Annotated in this window: 18 protein-coding genes; 11 read left to right on the top strand and 7 right to left on the bottom strand. The window is 70.7% G+C overall.

What is annotated here, in order from left to right; genetic code table 11:
- The first annotated feature begins 49 nt into the window (after positions 1–49).
- A complete protein-coding gene (locus tag ACFFGY_RS05400; RefSeq protein WP_377043395.1) occupies positions 50–985 on the top strand; it encodes a DUF6454 family protein in 936 nt (311 codons plus the stop codon).
- Positions 986–1,024: 39 nt separating this feature from the next.
- Here the strand turns inward: ACFFGY_RS05400 and ACFFGY_RS05395 are convergent, their stop codons facing one another.
- Positions 1,025–2,593, bottom strand: a complete 1,569-nt coding sequence (locus ACFFGY_RS05395) for a GMC oxidoreductase (RefSeq protein WP_377043394.1) — start codon at positions 2,591–2,593, stop codon at positions 1,025–1,027.
- A 126-nt stretch (positions 2,594–2,719) separates the two neighbouring features.
- Between ACFFGY_RS05395 and ACFFGY_RS05390 the strand changes: the two genes are divergently transcribed.
- The 9 genes from ACFFGY_RS05390 to ACFFGY_RS05350 all read left to right on the top strand — a co-directional run bounded on the left by ACFFGY_RS05390 (position 2,720) and on the right by ACFFGY_RS05350 (position 12,322).
- Positions 2,720–3,187: a DoxX family protein gene (locus ACFFGY_RS05390; RefSeq protein WP_377043393.1), complete on the top strand. Its 468-nt coding sequence runs from the start codon at positions 2,720–2,722 to the stop codon at positions 3,185–3,187.
- Between the two features lie 127 nt (positions 3,188–3,314).
- Positions 3,315–4,244: a VOC family protein gene (locus ACFFGY_RS05385; RefSeq protein ID WP_377043392.1), complete on the top strand. Its 930-nt coding sequence runs from the start codon at positions 3,315–3,317 to the stop codon at positions 4,242–4,244.
- Between the two features lie 120 nt (positions 4,245–4,364).
- Positions 4,365–5,693, top strand: coding sequence for an ABC transporter substrate-binding protein (locus tag ACFFGY_RS05380; protein ID WP_377043391.1), 1,329 nt, complete (start codon positions 4,365–4,367; stop codon positions 5,691–5,693).
- 76 nt (positions 5,694–5,769) lie between these two features.
- A complete protein-coding gene (locus ACFFGY_RS05375) occupies positions 5,770–6,693 on the top strand; it encodes a carbohydrate ABC transporter permease (protein WP_377043390.1) in 924 nt (307 codons plus the stop codon).
- Between the two features lie 4 nt (positions 6,694–6,697).
- Complete coding sequence (locus ACFFGY_RS05370; protein ID WP_377043389.1) at positions 6,698–7,519, top strand: carbohydrate ABC transporter permease; 822 nt, start codon at positions 6,698–6,700, stop codon at positions 7,517–7,519.
- 9 nt (positions 7,520–7,528) lie between these two features.
- Positions 7,529–8,638 carry an ABC transporter ATP-binding protein gene (locus ACFFGY_RS05365; RefSeq protein ID WP_377043388.1) on the top strand — a complete coding sequence of 370 codons (1,110 nt, stop codon included), beginning with the start codon at positions 7,529–7,531 and terminating at the stop codon, positions 8,636–8,638.
- Between the two features lie 188 nt (positions 8,639–8,826).
- Positions 8,827–10,296, top strand: a complete 1,470-nt coding sequence (gene xylB, locus ACFFGY_RS05360; protein WP_377043387.1) for a xylulokinase — start codon at positions 8,827–8,829, stop codon at positions 10,294–10,296.
- Positions 10,297–10,368: 72 nt separating this feature from the next.
- Positions 10,369–11,850: a mannitol dehydrogenase family protein gene (locus tag ACFFGY_RS05355; protein ID WP_377043386.1), complete on the top strand. Its 1,482-nt coding sequence runs from the start codon at positions 10,369–10,371 to the stop codon at positions 11,848–11,850.
- Positions 11,851–11,857: 7 nt separating this feature from the next.
- A complete protein-coding gene (locus ACFFGY_RS05350) occupies positions 11,858–12,322 on the top strand; it encodes a GNAT family N-acetyltransferase (protein WP_377043385.1) in 465 nt (154 codons plus the stop codon).
- A gap of 323 nt (positions 12,323–12,645) precedes the next feature.
- Here ACFFGY_RS05350 and ACFFGY_RS05345 read toward each other — a convergent pair whose 3' ends face one another.
- From ACFFGY_RS05345 to ACFFGY_RS05325, 5 genes are all read right to left on the bottom strand, one after another.
- A complete protein-coding gene (locus ACFFGY_RS05345) occupies positions 12,646–13,548 on the bottom strand; it encodes a prephenate/arogenate dehydrogenase family protein (RefSeq protein WP_377043384.1) in 903 nt (300 codons plus the stop codon).
- The gene (hisC, locus tag ACFFGY_RS05340) at positions 13,541–14,629 is read right to left on the bottom strand and encodes a histidinol-phosphate transaminase (protein ID WP_377043383.1); all 1,089 of its coding nucleotides are present in this window, start codon (positions 14,627–14,629) and stop codon (positions 13,541–13,543) included. The genes ACFFGY_RS05345 and hisC overlap by 8 nt, the downstream gene beginning before the upstream one ends.
- A 240-nt stretch (positions 14,630–14,869) precedes the next feature.
- On the bottom strand, positions 14,870–15,436 hold the full coding sequence (locus ACFFGY_RS05335; protein WP_377043382.1) for a Smr/MutS family protein: 567 nt from the start codon (positions 15,434–15,436) through the stop codon (positions 14,870–14,872).
- 136 nt (positions 15,437–15,572) lie between these two features.
- On the bottom strand, positions 15,573–16,862 hold the full coding sequence (gene mltA, locus ACFFGY_RS05330) for a murein transglycosylase A (RefSeq protein WP_377043381.1): 1,290 nt from the start codon (positions 16,860–16,862) through the stop codon (positions 15,573–15,575).
- Between the two features lie 74 nt (positions 16,863–16,936).
- The gene (locus tag ACFFGY_RS05325; RefSeq protein WP_377043380.1) at positions 16,937–17,653 is read right to left on the bottom strand and encodes a Tim44/TimA family putative adaptor protein; all 717 of its coding nucleotides are present in this window, start codon (positions 17,651–17,653) and stop codon (positions 16,937–16,939) included.
- 180 nt (positions 17,654–17,833) lie between these two features.
- Between ACFFGY_RS05325 and ACFFGY_RS05320 the strand changes: the two genes are divergently transcribed.
- Complete coding sequence (locus tag ACFFGY_RS05320) at positions 17,834–18,391, top strand: histidine phosphatase family protein (protein ID WP_377043425.1); 558 nt, start codon at positions 17,834–17,836, stop codon at positions 18,389–18,391.
- 312 nt (positions 18,392–18,703) lie between these two features.
- On the opposite strand, the gene ACFFGY_RS05315 is transcribed toward ACFFGY_RS05320, so the two are convergent.
- Positions 18,704–20,422 carry an electron transfer flavoprotein-ubiquinone oxidoreductase gene (locus tag ACFFGY_RS05315; protein ID WP_377043379.1) on the bottom strand — a complete coding sequence of 573 codons (1,719 nt, stop codon included), beginning with the start codon at positions 20,420–20,422 and terminating at the stop codon, positions 18,704–18,706.
- Positions 20,423–20,508: the final 86 nt, after the last annotated feature.

Below are 20,508 nucleotides of genomic sequence, written 5' to 3'. Positions count from 1 at the left end.
GTCGCGGCTTCGTCCCCGCGCTGTCATGCTGCCGTGGGAGGCTGCCGGGATGCGCTCCCTTTTCCGATCCCTCCTTCTCGGTTGCGCGGCTCTCGCCGCCTCCGGTGTTGCCGCTCGGGCTGAGGACGACCTGTCCGCGCCCTTCCTGAAGCTGACCCGCGCCGCTGCCTGGCGCCCGGTCGCCACGATCCCGCTGGACTTCCCGACCTTCCATCCGCAGGGGCTGGCGCGCGTGGGCGACCGCTTCCTGCTGTCCTCGGTCGATATCCAGGAACGGCCGCAATCCTTCGGCGCCCTGCGTGACGGCATGGACCGGAGCGCCGGGCGGGGGCAGGGCCACGTCTTCGAGGTGGACGGGCAGGGACACCTCCTGCGCGACCTCAAGCTGGGCGAGGGCGACATCTACCATCCCGGCGGCATGGATTTCGACGGCACCTTCTTGTGGGTTCCGGTGGCGGAATACCGGCCCAACAGTCACTCCATCATCTACCGCGTGGATCCACGGAGCATGCAGGCGGAGGAGATGTTCCGGGTGCCCGACCACGTCGGTGGGCTGGTGATGGACCGCGCTTCCGGCACGCTGCACGGCGTGTCCTGGGGCTCACGCCGCTTCTACAGCTGGAAGCTCGACGCCGCCGGCCACCCCGCCGGCGCGGCGGAGCCGCCGCGCGAGAACCCGTCCTTCTACGTGGACTATCAGGACTGCCACGCGGCCGCGGCGGGGCGGATGCTGTGCGGCGGGCTGAACGTGTACCGGCCGGCGGGGCAGAATGGCCCGGCCCTGGCGCTGGGCGGGCTCGACCTCGTGGACCTCGCGCGCGGGACGCCGCTGCGCCAGTTGCCGGTGGAGCTCTGGACCGAGAGCGGGCTGCCGATGACGCAGAACCCCTTCGCCGCGGCGCCGGAGGGGAACGGCATGCGCTTCTGGTTCGCGCCCGAGGATGACCGGACGCGGATCTACGTCTTCGACGCCGTGCCGCGCTGATCGCGAAGGGCGCCGGGGCGGATCGCCGCCCCGTGCTCCTCAGCCGAGCCGCTCGATGATCCGGTCACCCATGCGCAGGGCATTGGCGATGATGGTCAGGGTCGGGTTCACCGCGCCGATCGACACGAAGAAGCTGGCATCGGCGACGTAAAGATTGTCCACCTCGTGCGCCCGGCAGTCGAGGTCGAGCACCGAGCTCTGCGGGTCGGTGCCGAAGCGCATGGTGCCGGCCTGGTGCGCCGTGCCGCCAATCGGGATGTTCTTGCCGAGGTAGAGCTCGCGGCTGAGCAGCGTCGGATGCGCGTCGAGGGCCTTGAGCATGCCTTCCAGCTTGGTTTTCAGGCGCCGGTGCGCTTCGAGGTTGCTTTCTTCCAGCGCCAGGGTGACGCGCCCGTCCTTGCCCAGGGTGATGCGGTTCTCAGGCCTGGGCAGGTCTTCCGAGGTCAGCCAGAAATCCACCGAGTGCCTGGCCAGCATGTCGAAGGGCAGTTCCGGGAACCAGTTGAGGAACTTCGGCAACTCCTCGCCGCGCACCTGCTCGCCGTGCGACTTGCCCAGCATCTGGATATGGCCGAGCGGGAAATCCCAGTCCGGCGCGCCGAAGTAGAAGTCGTTCACCCCCAGCGTCTTCTGGAACACCGTGTCGTTGCGCCGGCGCGACACCGCCATGAAGGCGGAATTGTTGTGGCGCATGTAGTTCCGCCCGACCAGGCCCGAGCCGTTGGCGAGCCCTTCGGGATGCGCGTCCGAGGCGGAGCGGAACATCAGCAGCGCCGAGGACAGCGCCCCGCAGGCGGACACCACGATGTCGGCCGAATACTGCTCCGCCTGGCCGTTGCGCGTGACGTGGACGGCACGGATGCTGCGGCCCGCCGGATCGGTTTCCAGCCGCTCGACATAGGCGCCGGTCAGCAGCGTCAGGTTCGGATGCGCGCGCAGCGCCGGATCGACGCAGACGACCTGCGAATCGGCCTTGCCGTTGGTCAGGCAGGGAAAGCCGTCGAAGGCGTCGCAGCGGACGCAGGCGCTGTGCGGGGTGGGCTTGCCGTCGCGCTCGTCCAGCAGCACGCCGAGCGGCAGGTGGAAGGGGTGGTAGCCGTCCTTCAGCAGTTCGTCCGACAGTTCCTGGATGCGCGGCTCGTGCGACACGGGGGGATGGGGATAGGGCGTCGTCGCGCGCGGCTCCGTCGGGTCCTCGCCACGCTGGCCATGAACGTGGAACAGCCGCTCCGCCTCTCCGTAGTAAGGCTCGAAGGCGTCGTAGCCGATCGGCCACGCCGGGGAGACGCCGTCCTGGTGAACGAGCTCCCCGAAGTCTTGTTCCCGTAGGCGGAACAGTGCCGCGCCGTAGACCTTGGTGTTGCCGCCGACGAAGTAGTGCAACCCGGGATGGAACTCGCTGCCGTCGGCGCCGTACCAGGTTTCCGGTGCCTGGTAGCGGCCATCCACGAACACGGCCTTCGGGTCCCAGTTCTCGCGCTCGCGCTTCAGGTACTCGCCGCGCTCGAGGAGCAGGATGCGCTTGCCGGTGGGGGCCAGCTTCCAGGCCAGCGCACCACCGCCGGCGCCGCTGCCGATGATGATGACGTCGTAGTGCGCGTCCGACATCCCGCGATCCTTCAATGGCCTGCCGCAAACGTCCGGATGGCGGAAGCGTCACGCAACCCGAGACGGGTGGGCGAGATTTAATCACCGATCCCGGCACCGCGCTGATGAAAGCATGATCCAGACCCGATGAACGCAGCGGACCTCCTGATCCCTTTCCTCGCACGGTTGCTGATCGTGGTGCTGTTCCCGTTCAGCGCGCTGGAAAAAATCATCTTCTGGCGCAGCGCCATGGCGCAGACCGCCACTGGGCTGTTGCCGGTGGGCCCCGCGCTCGGGCGGCCGCTGATGCTGGCGGCCATCGCCGTGGAGCTGGTGACGCCAGTCTGCATCGTGCTGGGCTGGCACGACCGGCCAGCCGCCGCAGTGCTGGCGATCTTCTGCCTCGTCACGGGCGTGCTCTACCATCCGTTCTGGCGGTGCGGCGACTTCTGGGCCCCGGACAAGAGCGAGGGGCGGACGCATTTCTGGGACTTCCTGAAGAACCTGGCCATCGTCGGCGCGCTGCTGCTGATGGCGGTGGCGCAGCCGCTACCCTGGTCCACGGTGATGCAGGCGCCCTGGGGTTCCGCACCCTACACGGCGCCGGCGCCGTGACCGCCTCGTATCGCGGCGCAACCCGGCGGAGCGATCCCCCACGGCGGCAGGCCCGGAGCGGCAAGAACTGCCCGCCCCGCGGCATCCTCGGAACCGGGGCGATCCGCCCCCTCGCGAAAGCTGCAGCATGGCCGTGACCGCCCTCGACCGCGTGGTGCTGGTGACGCCGTCGCTCGACGCGGCGGTCGCCTTTTATCGCGACGCCCTGGGCTTCCACCCCGAGGCGCCACCCGGTCCCGCCCCGGCGGAGCTGCTGCTGGGGCTGGAGGGCACGCGGGCCCGCAGCTGCTGCCTGCGCATAGGCGCTCAGGCGGTGGAGCTGGTGCAGTACGAGCCGGCGGGCGCCCGCTATCCCGGCGCGGTGGGCGGCAACGACGGACGTTTCCAGCATTTCGCCATGGCGGTGCGTGACATGGAGGCCGCCATGGCGCGGCTGCGGCGCGTCGCGGGCTGGGAAGCGATCACGCGCGGCGACCCGCAGCAGCTGCCGCCGGAGAATGGCGGCGTCGTCGCCTTCAAGTTCCGCGATCCGGACGGCCATCCGCTGGAGTTCCTCCAGTTCCCGCGCGGCAGCACGGGCTGGGACGATGTCGGCGGCGACGGTTCCGTGCCGGGGCCCGTGCTGGGCATCGACCACACCGCGATCAGCGTGTCGGACGTGGCGCGCAGCACGCGCTTCCTGGTTGACGGGCTGGGTTTGCACCTGGGCTCGCGCTCGCTGAACCAGGGTGCCGCGCAGGAACGGCTGGATGGCCTGCCGTCACCGCGACTGGACGTTCTGGGCCTGAACCCGGCGGAACAGGACACACCACATCTGGAACTGCTTGGTTACCACTCTCCCGCGCCACGGGCGGCATCCGCGCCGGGTCTCGCGGATGTGGTGGCGACGCGAACCGTGCTGCGCAGCAGCAATCCCGGCGCGTTGAGCGGGGAACTACGAGGGCGGGATGATCGGATCGAGATCGTTGCGACCGACGCTGCCGGCAACGTGGCGCTGATCCGCGACCCCGACGGACATCTCCTGCTGCTATTGCAGCCGGCCTTCCCGTCTTCGTGATAACAACGGAACTGTGGTCTGCAACAAACTTGACGGTCTATTCTCGACCTGACACGAATCCCCTTGTATCGCAGGTTACATCGCGAAGAGCCTGCCAAGATCATTCGGGGAGCGGAAACAGTGGCCCAAAGACTCGGCGTTGCAACCTGTGCGCTGGGCCTGCTGGCCGGCGGCATCCTCGTGGCGCAGCCCGCATCGGCGCAGACCACGCTGACCATCGCGACCGTCAACAACGGCGACATGGTGGTGATGCAGCGCCTGTCCGCGCGCTTCGAACAGCAGCATCCCGACATCAAGCTGCGCTGGGTGGTGCTGGAAGAGAACGTCTTGCGCCAGCGCGTGACCACCGACATCGCCACCAAGGCCGGCCAGTTCGACATCATGACGATCGGCAACTACGAGGTGCCGATCTGGGCCAAGCAGGGCTGGCTCTCGCCGATGGAGAACCTGCCGGCCTCCTACGACGTCAACGACCTGCTCAAGCCGGTGCGTGACGGGCTGATCTACGAGAACAAGCTCTATGGTCTGCCCTTCTACGCCGAGAGCGGCATGACCTATTACCGCACGGACCTGTTTCAGAAGGCCGGCATCCAGATGCCGGAAAAGCCGACCTACGAGCAGATCCGCGGCTTCGCCGACAAGATCACCGACAAACCGAACCAGACCTATGGCATGTGCCTACGCGGTAAGCCGGGCTGGGGCGAGAACATGGCCTACGTCACCTCGCTGGTGAACACCTTCGGCGGCCAGTGGTTCGACGCGAAGTGGCAGACGCGCATCGACACGCCCGCCTGGAACCAGGCCATCACCTATTACAGCTCCATCCTGCGCGAGGACGGCCCTCCGGGTGCAACCTCCAACGGCTTCAACGAGAACCTGGCGCTCTTCGCCAGCGGCCGCTGCGGCATGTGGATCGACAGCACCGTGGCCGCGGGCCTGCTGTATGACCCGAAGCAGTCGCAAGTGTCGGACAAGGTCGGCTTCGCGCCAATGCCGGTGGGCTCCTACGCCGAAGGGCCGACCTGGCTCTGGAGCTGGAACCTGGGCATCCCGGTGTCCTCGAAGCAGCAGGACGCGGCGAAGACCTTCGTGACCTGGGCGACGTCGAAGGAATACATCCAGCTGGTGGCGCAGGAGAACGGCTGGGTTTCGGTGCCGCCCGGCACGCGCCAGTCCACCTATGACAGCCCGGACTACAAGAAGGCCGCGCCCTTCGCCGACTTCGTGCTGCGTGCGATCATGAGCGCCAACCCGAGCGGCAGCACGCGTGAGCCGCGCCCCTACAGCGGTGCGCAGTTCGTGACGATCCCCGAGTTCCAGGGCATCGGCACGCAGGTCGGCCAGACCATCGCCGGCACGCTGACGGGGCAGACCAGCGTGGACCAGGCGCTCAAGAGCGCGCAGTCGGCGACCGAGCGCACCATGCGTCAGGCCGGCTACGGCCGCTGAGGCCGGGTCCGGTGAACCGGGGCGGGGGGACTTAGCTCCCGCCCTTCACGCTTCCAGCGCACGAGGGGTCCGCAGCATGTCCACCACCAGCGCCGCCCCACCGCTGCCGGGTGCCGCCGCCGCCCCGGCCGAGGCCCGCCGCCGCCGCGGTCCCGCCGGGCTGCTGCTGGCGCCCTCGGTGCTCGTCCTGCTGGCCTGGATGATCGTGCCGCTGGTGATCACGGTTTGGTTCTCGTTCCAGCGCTACAACCTGCTGGACCCGAGCAGCTACGGCTTCAGCGGCCTCGACAACTACGACTTCCTGGTCACCGACCCGGATTTCTGGGACTCGCTGATCAACACGCTGGTGCTGCTGGGCTCGGTGCTCCTGATCACCGTGGTGGCGGGAACGCTGCTGGCGGTGCTCTACGACCAGAGCTTTCCCGGCCGCGGCGTGGCGCGGCTGCTGGCCATCGCGCCCTTCTTCGTCATGCCCACCGTCGCGGCGCTGGTGTGGAAGAACCTGATGATGCACCCGATCTACGGCGTGCTGGGTGCGGTGTGGCGCTTCTTCGGGCTGACCCCGGTGGACTGGTTCGCCCAGTACCCGATGCTGTCGGTGATCATCATCGTGTCCTGGGAATGGACGCCCTTCGCGCTGCTGATCCTGCTGACCGCGGTGCAGTCCCTCGACCATGAGCAGCGCGAGGCCGCGCGCATGGACGGGGCGGGGGCCATCGCGCAGTTCTTCTTCATCACCCTGCCGCACCTGCGCCGCGCCATCAGCGTGGTGGTGATGATCGAGACGATCTTCCTGCTGACCGTCTTCGCCGAGATCTTCGTGACCACCTCGGGCGGGCCGGGCAACGCCACCACCAACCTCGCCTTCCTGATCTACGCCCGCGCGCTGTTGCAGTTCGACGTGGGCGGCGCCTCGGCCGGCGGCGTGGTGGCGATCATCCTGGCGAACATCGTCGCCTTCTTCCTGGTGCGCTCCATCGCGCGCCGCCTGGAGGTCTGATCCCATGGGCGACACGACTGGCAAGCGCATCGCGGTGGCGGTGGTCGGATGGGCGGTGGCGCTGCTGCTGTTCTTTCCGATCTTCTGGATGGTGCTGACCAGCTTCAAGACCGAAACGGCCGCCATCTCCACGCCGCCGCAACTCGTCTTCACGCCGACGGTCGAGAGCTACGGGGAGGTCCAGGCGCGCGCCGACTACCTCCACTTCGCGATCAACAGCGTGGTGATCTCGCTCGGCGGCACGCTGCTGGCGCTGCTCTTCGCGGTGCCGGCCGCTTATTCCATGGCCTTCCACCCGACCAAGCGCACGCGCGGCACGCTGCTGTGGATGCTGTCCACCAAGATGCTGCCCCCCGTCGGCGTGCTGGTGCCGATCTACCTGATGTTCCGCACGCTGGGCCTGCTGGACACGCGGATCGGGCTGATCGCCATCTACGCGCTGATGAACCTGCCGATCATCGTCTGGATGCTGTTCACCTTCTTCAAGGAGGTTCCGAACGAGATCCTGGAGGCCGGCCGCATGGACGGGGCGCGCACGGGGGCGGAGTTCTGGTACCTGCTGCTGCCGCTGACCCTACCGGGCATCGCGTCCACGGGCCTGCTGTCGCTGATCCTGTGCTGGAACGAGGCTTTCTGGAGCCTCAATCTCACCTCCTCCGAAGCGGCGCCGCTGACGACCTTTATCGCCTCGTTCTCCTCGCCGCAGGGGTTGTTCTTCGCCAAGCTTTCGGCCGCCTCCACGATCGCCGTGGCGCCCATCCTGGTGTTCGGATGGCTCAGCCAGCGTCAGCTCGTGCGCGGCCTCACCTTCGGCGCCGTGAAGTAGGACAAAGCCATGGCCACCCTTACGCTACGCGACATCCGCAAGAGCTACGGCGGCGCCGCGATCGAGACCATCAAGGGCGTCAACCTCGAGGTTCTCGACCGCGAGTTCGTGGTCTTCGTCGGCCCTTCGGGCTGCGGCAAGTCCACGCTGCTGCGCATGATCGCGGGGCTGGAGGAGATCACCTCCGGCGACCTCATGATCGACGGCCGGCGCGTCAACGACCTCGGTCCCGCCGACCGCGGCCTGGCGATGGTGTTCCAGAGCTACGCGCTCTATCCGCACATGACGGTGCGCGACAACATGGGCTTCGCGCTGCGCATGGCGCGCGTGCCCAAGGCCGAGCGCGACCGCAAGGTGGCCGAGGCCGCGCGCATCCTGCAGCTCGACCCCTATCTCGACCGCACGCCCAAGGCGCTGTCGGGCGGCCAGCGGCAGCGCGTGGCGATCGGCCGCGCCATCGTGCGCAACCCCAAGATCTTTCTGTTCGACGAGCCGCTGAGCAACCTCGACGCCGCGCTGCGCGGCCAGATGCGCATCGAGCTCGCGCGCCTGCACGAGGAGCTGCGGGCCACCATGATCTACGTGACCCACGACCAGATCGAGGCCATGACCATGGCCGACAAGATCGTGGTGCTGCAGGCCGGCGTGGTGGAGCAGGTGGGATCGCCGCTGGAACTCTACCATCGCCCCAACAACCTGTTCGTGGCGGGCTTCATCGGCTCGCCCCGCATGAACTTTCTCCAGGGCAGCGTGATGGGTGCCGACAGCAGCGGCGTCGCCGTGGACCTCGCCTGCGGCGGCCGCATCGCCGTGCCGGTCGAGGTCGGCAACCTGTCGCCCGGCGCCCCCGTGACGCTGGGGCTGCGGCCCGAGGCGCTGCGCCTTGACCCCGCCGGCCCCCTGGCCGGCGAGGTGCTGCTGGCCGAGCGCCTGGGCGGGCTGACGCTGCTCCATGTCCGGTTGTCGCCCACCGAAACGGTGATCGTGCAGCTCGACGGCAACGACATGACCCGCCCGCACGAGGCGGTGCGCCTGGGCGTCGACCCGGCCGGCTGCCACGTCTTCGGCAAGGACGGGCAGGCGCACGCGCACCTGCGGCAGCACCTGCTGGTGGCCTGACGCCCCGTGGCCGGGGATCAACCGGTCCGCACCGTGCCCGGCCGTTCCGGCGGCCTCCCACCTGCCGCGAACCGCGCGCCGCCACGCCGCGCGGAATCGCCATTGCCGAGCCTCCGCGCTTGCGCGAAGGAGGGCACGACCCGCCCTCCGCTGCCCGCGCGGGACCGCTGACCGAAAGAGGATTCACGATGTTTCTCGGGCTGGATTTCGGGACGTCCTCGGTCAAGGCCTTGCTGATCGACGAGGCGCAGCGCCTCGTGGCCACGGCCTCGGTGTCGCTGCCGATCTCCCGCCCCGCGCCGGGTCATAGCGAGCAGGCGCCGGAAGACTGGTGGCAGGCGATGCTGGACGCCGTGGATGCCATTCGCGCCGAGCAGCCGGCGGCGCTCGCCGCCCTGCGCGGCATCGGCCTGAGCGGTCAGATGCACGGCGCGGTGCTGCTCGACGCGGCGGGCGAGGTGCTGCGCCCCGCGATCCTGTGGAACGACACCCGCTCCGTCGCCGAGTGCCGCGAGCTGGAAGCGGCCTTCCCGGCGATTCACCAGGTCACCGGCAACCTCGCCATGCCGGGTTTCACCGCGCCCAAGCTCCTCTGGGTCCGCCGGCACGAGCCCGAAATCTTCCGGCGCACCGCCACCGTGCTGCTGCCCAAGGCCTGGATCCGCTTCCGCCTGACCGGGGAGCGCATCGAGGACATGTCGGACGCTTCCGGCACGCTCTGGCTCGACGTGGGGCGGCGCGACTGGTCGGACGAAGCCCTGGCTGCCACCGGCCTTTCCCGCGCCCAGATGCCCGCCCTGGTGGAAGGCAGCGCTCCGGGCGGCATGCTGCGCCGCGAATGGGCGGAGCGCTGGGGCGTCACCAACCCCGTGGTGGTGGCGGGCAGCGCCGGCGACAACGCGGCCGGCGCGGTGGGCCTGGGCGCGATCCGCCCGGGCGGCGCCTTCGTGTCGCTGGGCACCTCCGGCGTGGTCTGGGCCACCACCGACCGCTTCGTGCCCTATCCGGAGCGCGCGGTGCACAGCTTCTGCCACGCCCTGCCGGACACCTGGCACCAGATGAGCGTGACGCTCTCGGCCGCCTCCTCGCTCAGCTGGTGGGCCGGGGTGACGGGGCTGCACGAGGCGGTGCTGATCGAGGAACTCGCCCCCGTCACCACGCCCGGCGAGGTGGTGTTCCTGCCCTACCTCGCGGGCGAGCGCACGCCGCACAACGACGGCGCGGTGCGCGGCGCCTTCGGCAATCTCAGCGCCGACACCACGCGCGCGGCGATGACCCAGGCGGTGCTGGAAGGCGTGGCCTTTTCGCTGCGCGACGGCCTGGACGCGCTGACGGCCTCGGGCACCACCATCCGCGAGGCGGACGTGATCGGCGGCGGCTCGCGCTCCCGCCGATGGTTGGAAATCCTGGCCGCGGTGCTGGGCATCCCGCTGCACCTACTGGCCGAGGGCGAGTACGGCGGGGCCTTCGGCGCCGCCCGCCTCGCGCGGCTGGCCGCCACGGGCGAGGCGCCGGCGGTTGTCTGTACCCCGCCCGCCCGGCTGGACACCATCCACCCCGACCCGGTGCTGGTGGAGCGCTACGCCGCGGCGCTGGGCCGCTACCGCGCCTTCTACCCGGCCGTGACGAACGCGCTCCACCGTCCCCAGCACGGCTGACCGGGCGCGCGCCGCCCGGCCGCCGACAACCGCAACGGCCCAGCAGAACTCCTTCCGAGAGCCTCGAACCCGATGACCGCCATCCCGCTCAACCGCCGCAACCTCGCGCAGCTCCGGCCGCCGATCCAGGTGCCGCGCTTCGACCCCGCCGCGGTGCGGCCGGGCATCGTTCACCTGGGCTTGGGCGGTTTCCACCGCGCGCACATGGCCCGCTACACGCACGAGCTGATGGAGAAGGACGCCGACACGCTGCGCTTCGGCATCGTCGGCGCCGGCATCCTCGCGGCCGATGAGCGGATGCGCGACAGCCTCGTGCCGCAGGACAACCTTTACACCCTGGTGGAGCGCGAGGGCGAGGAGGAGCACGTCACGGTGATCGGCTCGCTCGCCGGCGTGCTCTACGCCGGTGCCTCTTCCGCCGAGGTGCTGACGCAGATCGCCGATCCCGCCATCAAGATCGTTAGCCTGACGGTGACCGAGAACGGCTACTGCCTCAACCGCGCCACCAAGCAGCTCGACTTCGAGCACGCGCTGATCCAGCGCGACCTCGCCAACCCGGAGGCGCCCAGCAGCGCCATCGGCATCATCACCGAAGGCTACCGCCGCCGCATGGAGACCGGGCTGCCGGCCTTCACGGCGCTGAGCTGCGACAACATCCAGCACAACGGCAACGTGCTGCGCCGCGCCGTGCTGGCGCTGGCCGAGCGGCGCGACCCGAAGCTCGCGCGCTGGATCGGCGACAACGCCAGCTTCCCCAACACCATGGTGGACCGCATCACGCCGCTGACAGCCGAGGCCGAGGTCGCGGCGCTGCGCGAGAAGCACGGGATCGACGACAACTGGCCGGTCTTCTCGGAGACCTTCACCCAGTGGGTGATCGAGGACCGCTTCCCCGAAGGCCGCCCGGCCTGGGAAAAGGTCGGCGCGCAGTTCGTCACCGACGTCACGCCCTACGAGTTCATGAAGCTGCGCCTGCTCAATGCCAGCCACCTCGCGATGTCGGGCATGGGGCGCCTCGTGGGCTACACCTACATCGACGAAACGCTCGCCGATCCGCTGTTCCGCCGCTACATGGCAGCACTCATGGACCGCGAGACGGAGCCCACGCTGGAGCCGGTGCCGGGCATCGACCTCAACGACTACAAGGCGACGCTGATCCGCCGCTTCGCCAACACCGCGATCAAGGACACGGTGGATCGCGTCAACAAGGACGCGCCGCTCAACGTGCTGGTGGACCCGATCCGCGACCGCCTCAAGACCGGCGGCAGCGTGGAGCTGCTGGGCCTGGCGCTGGCCGCGTGGCTGCGGCGCCAGACCGGCGAGGACGAGCAGGGCCACCCGATCGAGAACCATCACCCCATGGCGGCGACCCTGCGCGAGAAGGCGCTCGAAGGCGGCGTCGACCCGCGCCCGATCCTGTCGATCGAGCCGCTCTTCGGTGAGCTCGGCCGCAACGAGCAACTGATCACCACCGTGGGGAACTGGCTGCGCTCGCTCCATGAGAAGGGCGCCAAGCGCACGCTGGAGGACGCGGCCCAGCGCCTGGGCTTCTGAGGCGCCGGTGGCCGGCGGCTCCCGCTACGGCGTCGAAATCCGCGCCGCCAATGCGGGGGACGCGGCCGACATCGCCGCGCTGCTGAGCGCCGCCTCGTCGCCGCCCACGGCGCGCGAGGTCGCGGAGCGCCTGGAGGCCGCCGCGGCTGGCGGCGCCGTGCTGGTGGCCGAAAATTGGGGGCCGCTCGCCGGCGTGGTCGCGTTGCGTTGGGTCACCACGCTGCAGCAGGCCCGGCCCACCGCCGTAATCACCGCCCTGTCTGTCGGTGAGGACGACCGCCGCCGCGGCATCGGCCGGCTGCTGCTCAAGGCCGGGGCGCAGGCCGCACGCTCCGCCGGCTGCGACCTGCTGGAGATCGCGGCCGCTTCCCCGGACCTCCGCGGCTTCTGTGAAAGCAACGGCTTCACCCCGGCGGGCGAGCGCTTCACCCGCGCCCTGCGCAAGCGCCGCGGCGGCGAGGACGACGGTTGAGGTGCGCCGGTGGAGCGGGTGATCGGACGTTGCCGGGGGAGAGAAGGAATTCTCTCCCCCGAGCCCCCACTCATCTTTTTCTGAGACGCTGCCGCGCGATGAAGTCAGGTCGGCCGCGACACGGTGGCCGCAAGCCTTGCTGAAAATGAAAGCTTCCTGTCAGCGCGGGCTGTGACGTTTCTCGCTCCGGCTCATTGAGCCGGAGCGCACAACTTCGGCCACGTTCCCGCGGCAGCGTCCCGAAAAAAGATGAGGGCGGAGGGGTCCGGGGAAGGGGAGAATACCTTCCCCCTCTCCCTGGCCACGGCACACCATCGGACCTTTCAGGCCTGCTTCATCTCGATCAGCGAGCGGCGCACCTTCCGCCCGCGGCTGATGCGGTCCTCGATGAATTCCGCCTCGCCCCAGCGCACGGCGCGGCCCAGCGCCTGCGCGTCCTCGGTGAAGCGCGCCAGCATTTCCAGCAGCGCTTCTCGGTTGTTGAGGAAGATGTCGCGCCACATCGCCACGTCGCTCGCCGCGATGCGCGTGAAGTCGCGGAAGCCCGAGGCCGCGAAGCGCAGCACGTTATCACGCGTTTCCTGCGCCAGGTCGTCGGCCGTCGAGCAGATGGTGAAGGCGATCATGTGCGGCAGGTGCGACACGATGGCCACCACCTTGTCGTGCGCCGCCGCGTCCATGACTTCCAGCGTCGCGCCGGCGCGGCGCCACATCTCCGAGATGCGTTCCACCGCCGCGGCGTCGGTGCCCGGCGGCGGCGTCAGGATCACCCAGCGCTCGCGGAACAGCGCGGCGAAGCCCGCGTCGGGGCCGGAGAACTCCGTGCCGGCCATCGGGTGCCCGGGCACGAGGTGCACGCCCTCGGGCAGCAGCGGCACGAGGTCGCGCAGCACGCTGCTCTTGGTGCTGCCAACATCGCTCAAGACGCAGCCGGGCAGGAGGTGCGCCGCGATCACCGACATGGTGGCGTGATAGGCGCCCACCGGCACGCACAGGATCACGCCGTCGCAGTGCTCCACGGCGCGCACCGGGTTGGGCTCCACCACGTCGCCGAGGTTGAGCTCGCGCGCGCGCTCCATCACATCGGCGCTGCGGTCGTGCAGCACCAGCGTCGCGGCGATGTCGCCGCGCTCGCGCACCAGGCGCGCGAGCGAGGAGCCGATCAGCCCGATGCCGATGATGCACAGCCGCCGGAACAGCGGTGCCGCGGGGGCGTCCTCAGCCATCGGTGCGCACGAAATCGGTGAGGGCCTCGATCACCATCTCGCATTCCTCGGCATTGCCGATGGTGACGCGCAGGTATCGCGGCAGGCCGTAGCCCTTCATGCCGCGCACGATCAGCCCGCGGGAACGCAGGTGCGCGTCGGCACGCGCCGCGCGGTCGCCGTCGCGGAAGTCCACCAGCACGAAGTTGCCCTCGCTCGGCCGCACCGGCAGGCCGATGGCGCCCAGCGCCTCGGTCATGCGGCGGCGCCACTCGGTGTTGTGCGCCACGCTGCGCTCCACCCAGCCGGGCTCGGCCAGCGCCGCGATGCCGGCGGCGGCGGCGGCGGCGTTGACGTTGAACGGCCCGCGCACCCGGCCCAGAACGTCGACGATGGCGGGCGAGGCATAGGCCCAGCCCAGCCGCATCCCACCCAGCCCGTAGATCTTGCTGAAGGTGCGCAGCATCACCGTGTTGTCGGTGGCGTCCACGATGGTGGCGCCGGCGTCGTAGCCCGGATCGGTGACGTACTCGGCATAGGCGGAGTCGATCGCCAGGAGGATGTCGTCGCGCAGGCCCGCGCGCAGCCGCGCCACCTCGCTCTGCGGCAGCAGCGTGCCGGTCGGGTTGTTGGGGTTGGTCAGGAAGACGAGCTTGGTGCGCGGCCCCACCGCCGCCAGCATGGCGTCCACGTCGGCGGTCAGGTCGCGCTCGGGCACCTTGATGACGCGGCAGCCGGCCCAGAGCCCGGTCAGCTCGTACATCTGGAAGCCGTAAGCCGACATGATCAGCTCGGTGCCCTCGCCGCCATAGGCCATGATCAGCAGCGCGATCAGCTCGTCCGAACCGTTGCCGCAGACGATGCGCGCCGGGTCGAGGCCGTGGCGCGCCCCGATCGCCTCGCGCAGCGCGGTGGCGCCGCCGTCGGGGTAGCGGTGCGCCTCGGTGGCAACCTTCGTGATCGCGGCCACGGCGCCCGGCGGCGGCCCGAAGGCGCCCTCGTTGGAGCTGAGCTTCACGATGCGGTTCACGCCCGGGAGCTTGGATTCGCCGCCGACATAGGGTTCGACGGCGAGGATGGAAGGGCGGGGGGCCACGGTCATGCGGGGGTCTCCGGCCCGGCGGAGCGCCCGGGCGGCACGGCGTTGCGAAGCGGGCGGCCAGCCCCGGCGCGGACCGGCAACCGCCCGGCCGCTGTCACCCGCGCGGGGAGACGGGGCGTCGGGCGAGGGCTGCGCAGGGGCCAGGTCGTGGCGCCTGCACCGGCTCGGTTCGGAGGATAGGGCTGGAGCACCATCGAGCCCGACCCTTAGAACCGCCCGCGCCCTTCGCCAAGCGGCGCGTCAGCTCCCCCTGTCACTCGCGCCGCGGCGACGGCGCAGCAGCAGGTGCACCGCCCCGGTATTGGCCGGGCCCGAATGCGCCGCCCCCAGCAGCAGCGGCCGCAGCGCCGGCAGGTTCAGCCAGTGCGGCAGCTCCCGCCGCAGCACGCCGCCCTCGCCCGAACCCTTGCCGGTCACGATCGCCACGCAGCGCAGGCCATCGGCATGCGCTTCCGCCAGGAAGTGCAGCACCGCGCCGTGCGCGTCCTGGGCCCGGCGGCCATGGAGGTCGAGCGTGCGCTCCGGCCGCAGCTTGCCGCGCCGCAGGTCCCGCCAGCGGCGCGCGTCCAGCCCGGGCCCCGGCGTCCCGACCGAGATCGGCGGGGGCGGCAGGCGCAGCGCGGGCGCGGCGGGGCGGGCCACCACCGCGGTGGCCGGGGCGGGGGCGGGTTCCGGCTTCGGGGCGGGCGGCGTCTCGGCGGGCTTGTCGGGCGGGGCGCGCGTCAGCGACACCACGCGGTTCACCCGGGCCCAGGCCTGCCACAGGGCGCGTTCACTCTCGCTCAGCGTCCTGGGGCGCCGCGCCATGGGGTTCCTCGAAACAGGAGGGGCGGGAAGTGACCGCGGGATGCGCGGCCGGATCCTGCCCGGACTAACGGAAACGCCGCGCGAATGCACGCGGCGGCACGGTTTTCGGCCTGCGCTGCGCGGAAGCGCGGGGTGTTCAGTTGCCGCCCATCGCCACCGCCGCCTGGCGGGGCACCAGCACCCACATCCGGATCGCCTCGTGCGTCGTGCCGGCCTTGGCCCCGGCGGCATCGCCCCAGCCGCGGAACAGGTCGCCGCGCCCCGGCCCGCGGATCGCGCCGCCGGTGTCCTGCGCGGCCAGCAGACGGCGGGTGTTGGGCCCCGCCACGAAGACCGGCGCGCCCAGCGGCACCACCGAGGGGTCCACCGCCACGGAGCGTTCCGGGGTCAGCGGAATGCCCATGGCGCCGATCGGGCCCTGGTTGTCGCGCAGCTCTGGGCGCGGCTGGAAGAAGATGTAGGACGGGTTCTCCGCCATCAACGCCTCGGTCTTCTCAGGGCCCGCATCGCGCATCCAGTCGCGGATCGCCTGGGCCGACATGCCCGCCCGCGTCAGCGCCCCGCTCTCGATCAGGGACCGGCCGACGGCGCGATAGGGCTGGCCGTTCTGGCCGGCGAAGCCCAGCCGCAGCACCTTGCCGTCCGGCAGCGCGATGCGGCCCGAGCCCTGGATCTGCAGGAAGAAGGCGTCCACCGGGTCATCCACCCAGGCGAGCTCCAGCCCGCGGCCTTCCAGCGCCCCGTCCTGGATCGCCGCGCGGTCGGGCAGGGGCACCAGCTTGCCGTCCACCACCTGCCCGTGCACCGGCCGCTCGCTGCCCGGCTGGTCGCGCTGAACATGTTCCGCCGGCGGGGCGTAGAGCGGCGTCTGGAACGGCCCGCCCCGCGTCAGCGAGCCGCGCAGCACTGGCTCGTAATACCCGGTCAGGATGCTTTCGCCGACGAGGTTGGGGGTGAAGCTCGCCTCGATGGCGGCGCGCAGACGCGCGTCACGTCCTTGCGCGCTGCCGCCCGCAGCTCTGGAAAGTTCGGCGCAGGCGGCACGCCAGTCGTCGGCCGTGGTGGCCAGCGCCACCGCCCCGCCCATCGCACGCTCCCGCGACATCGCGCCGATGGAGCGGCAGGAGGCCAGGAGCGCCGGAAGCGCCTCGCTCACCCGGTCGCTATCCCAGCCCGGCAGGTCCCGCCAGGAGGCCGCCTGCACCAGCACCGGGGCGCTCGGCGCCGCGCCGCCACCGCCGCCGAGGCCCGCGATCGCGGGAAGGGGCGCCACCTTCACGCCGCGGGCGATGGCTTCGCGCCGGGCCAGCTGCCGCTGCATCATCAGCCGGCGCTGCACCATGTTGCGTGGCCCGGCGACCGCGGAACCGCGCGTGACGCGGACCTCGCGCGCCTGCGCCGTCCCGCCATCCGGCAGGCCCCGCATCCCCGTTAGCGTCAGGGCGAGCAGGGTGATCGCGCCCCGGAGGAGCGGAGAAGCGCCCCGCCGAAGCGCCCGCATCACGCCGAGCGGGTGTCCACCAGCTTCCAGGTCGGGTCGCTGCCGCGCAGGTCACGCTGGAAGGTCCAAAGGTCGGTCAGCTCCGCCACCGCGTCGGCGCCGGCGACCGGCTTGTTGTCGGCGCCGAGCGTGACGTTCACCTGGTCCGACACGAAGCGCACGGTGATGTCGGCCACGGTGCCGCGCAGGTCGGCCGCCTCGATGCTGACGTTCTGCATGGAACGGATCTCGGTGCGCTGGGACTCGCCCGCCGCCTCGCGCGCCTGAATCGCGCCCTCGAAGCCCGCGAAGGTGTCCGGGCCCAGCAGGTCGCGCAGCGTGCCACGATCGCCGCGGGCGAAGGCGTTCACGATCATCCCGAAGGCCGCCTCGGCACCACCCAGGAAGTGGCGCGGATCGAAGGACGGATCGACGCCACGGATACGGGCGATGGCCTGCCCCGCCGGGCTGCGCGCGTCGGGCACCACGACGTGCTCGGGCGTGCGCGGCTGCGCCGGAGGCACCTCGGTGGCCTCGCCCTCGACGGTGCGGGGACGGAAGCCGTTGGTGGCCGGGCGTGCCTCGGGCGGGCGTTCGAAGCCGGTGCGGCGGCCCAGCACGGATCGCAGGCGCAGCACCAGGAAGGCCGCGACCATCGCGAACAGGATCAGGTCGATGGGGAAGCCGCCTTGCATCTTGAACTCCTTCTCGGGGCCGAAGGTGGTGATGAACGCCACGTAACACAACGCCCGGAGCGTCCCGAAGCCGACAGGGCAACGTTATGAAACCGAACTCGTCACCGTTCGGTGGATCAATCCGGCGAACATCCCACGCGATCCCGGCGGCGCCGCCACGGTGGACAACCGCACGATGGCCGCCCATTGCCCGATCCCGGTGCCGCCGCCAAGTTGCACGGCATGATCCTGCTGCGTCACGGCCAAAGCGAGTTCAACCTCCACTTCACCGCCACCAAGGTGGACCCGGGCATCGAGGACCCGCGCCTGACCCCGCTGGGCGAGGAACAGGCCCGCCGCGCCGCCGACGAGCTGGCGGGCGAGGACATCCGCCGCATCGTCGCCAGCCCTTATACCCGCGCGCTGCAAACCGCGGCGCCGCTGGCCGAAAGGCTGGGCCTGCCGGTGCTGATCGCGCCCGTGGTGCGGGAACGCTACGCGCTGAGCTGCGACGTGGGCTCCCCCATCAGCCGCCTCGCGGCCGACTGGCCGAGCCACGACTTCACCGCGGTGGAGGAGGTCTGGTGGCCGCAGCGAGAGGAGCCGGCGGAGGACGTGATCGCTCGCGCCAACGGCTTCCGCCAGGAGATGGCCCTGCGCGAGGACTGGGCCCACACCGTGGTGGTCAGCCACTGGGGCTTCATCCTGGCCATGACCGGACAATCCGTCGGCAACTGCCAGTGGCTGCGCTGCGACCCCAACACCCCGCCGCCGGCCGAGGTGGTCTGGCGCCACGGCTGAGGCCGCGGCTCAGGCGTGGCGTGGTCCCGGGGGAGAGAAGGAATTCTCTCCCCCGGACCCCCACTCATCTTCTTCTGAGAGTGCTGCTGCGCGGCGGGGGTGAGTCGATCGCGGTATGGCGGCGGCCAGTGCGGCTGAAACGAATGAAACTGCTGTTCAGCACTGGCTGACATGTCCCTCGCTCCGGCTCACCGAGCCGGAGCGCACATCGTTGGCCACGCTCCCGCGGCAGCGTCCTGAAAAAAGATGAGGGGCGAGGGGTCCGGGGATGGGGGGAACTCCTTCTCCCCCTCCCCGGGACAGGGCAACCCCTCACATCCCGCCGATGTAGTTCGGCCCACCGCCGCCTTCGGGCGTGGTCCAGCGGATGTTCTGGGTGGGGTCCTTGATGTCGCAGGTTTTGCAGTGGACGCAGTTCTGCGCGTTGATCACCAGCCGCGCTCCGCTATCACCTGCTTCCACCTCGGCGCTCGCACCGCCGGGCGCTTCCAGGGCCTGCGGGTCGGGCTCGCCACGCAGCTCGCGCTCCGCGTCCGGTCCCACCGCCTCGTACACCGCGGCCGGGCAGTAGCGGCTTTCGGGCGACCGGAAGCGATCCCAGTTCACCACCTTCCAACGCGACGGGTCTTCCAGCCGCAGGTGGACCGGCTGGTCTTCCTCGTGGTTGGTGTTGCTCAGGAACACGCTGCTCAGCCGGTCGAAGGTCAGCACGCCGTCGGGCTTGGGGTAGTGGATGCGCGGGCTCTTCGCCGCGTCGCGCAGCGTCTCGTGGTCGGCATGGTGCCGCATGGTCCAGGGCGCGCGGCCCTTGAGCACGTAGGTGTCGAGCGCCGCGTTGGCCATGCCGCCCCAGAAGCCGAGCCTGGCGAAGCCCGGGCGGATGTTGCGCACGCCCTGCAGTTCGCCTGCGATCCAGGAGGTCTTGACCGCCCGCGGGTAGGCGTCGAGCACCGAGCGCCGGTCGCCCGCCAGCGCCTCCGCCACGGCTTCCGCCGCCAGCATGCCGCTCTTCATGGCCAGGTGCGTGCCCTTGATCTTGGGCACGTTGAGGAAGCCCGCGCCATCCCCGATCAGCGCGCCGCCGGGAAAGGCCAGGCGCGGCACCGCCTGCCAGCCGCCCTCGTTCAGCGCCCGCGCGCCGTAGGCGATGCGCTTGCCGCCCTCCAGCATCTTGCGCACCTCCGGGTGGGTCTTGAAGCGCTGGAACTCCTCGAAGGGCGCGAGCCACGGGTTGGGGTAGTCCAGCCCCACCACGAAGCCGACGGACACGAGGTTCTCGCCCAGCATGTAGAGCCAGGAGCCGCCGTAGGTGGTGTCGCGGGGCAGCGGCCAGCCCACCGAGTGCCACACCAGCCCGGGCGTGTGCCGCTCCTTGGGGATCTCCCACAGCTCCTTGATGCCCAGCGCGTAGGTCTGCGGCGCTGCCTCGGCCCGCAGGTCGAACTCCTCTTCCAGCCGGCGCGTCAGCGAGCCGCGGCAGCCCTCGCCGAACAGCGTGTAGGTGGCGCGCAGCTCCATGCCCGGCTGGTAGTTCGGCCCCGGCTCGCCGTCGCGGGTGAGGCCCATCACGCCCGCCACCACGCCCTGAACCCGCCGCCCCGCGGGGCCGTCCTCGATGATCGTCTCGGAGGCGGCGAAGCCCGGGTAGATCTCCACCCCCAGCGCCTCGGCCTGCGCGCCCAGCCAGCGGCACAGATTACCCAGGGACACCACGTAGTTGCCCGCGTTGTGCATCTGCGGCGGGGTCGGCAGCCGGAAGGCGCGCCGCTCGGTGAGCAGCATGAAGCGGTCCTCGGTGGCCGGCGTGGTGAGCGCCGGCATGTCGTCGCGCCACTCAGGCAGCAGCTCGTCCAGCGCGCGGGGCTCGATCACCGCGCCCGACAGGATATGCGCCCCCACCTCGGAGCCCTTTTCCACCACGCAAACGGAAGCGTCGGGCGCCACCTGCTTGAGCCGGATCGCCGCCGCCAGCCCGGCCGGACCCGCACCGACGATCAGCACGTCGAACTCCATGCTTTCGCGCTCGGTCATCGGGAAACCTCCTCGGGCAGTGGCATCGGTGGCGCGTTCAGAACGGGGTTCTTCAGCGAAACAGGGTTCTTCGGGCGGCGGCCTGA

Source organism: Roseomonas elaeocarpi (genome assembly GCF_042433915.1).
Lineage (GTDB): Bacteria > Pseudomonadota > Alphaproteobacteria > Acetobacterales > Acetobacteraceae > Roseomonas > Roseomonas elaeocarpi.
Note: the sequence above shows the minus strand (reverse complement) of the source record. Positions and strands in the feature narration are given on the sequence as shown.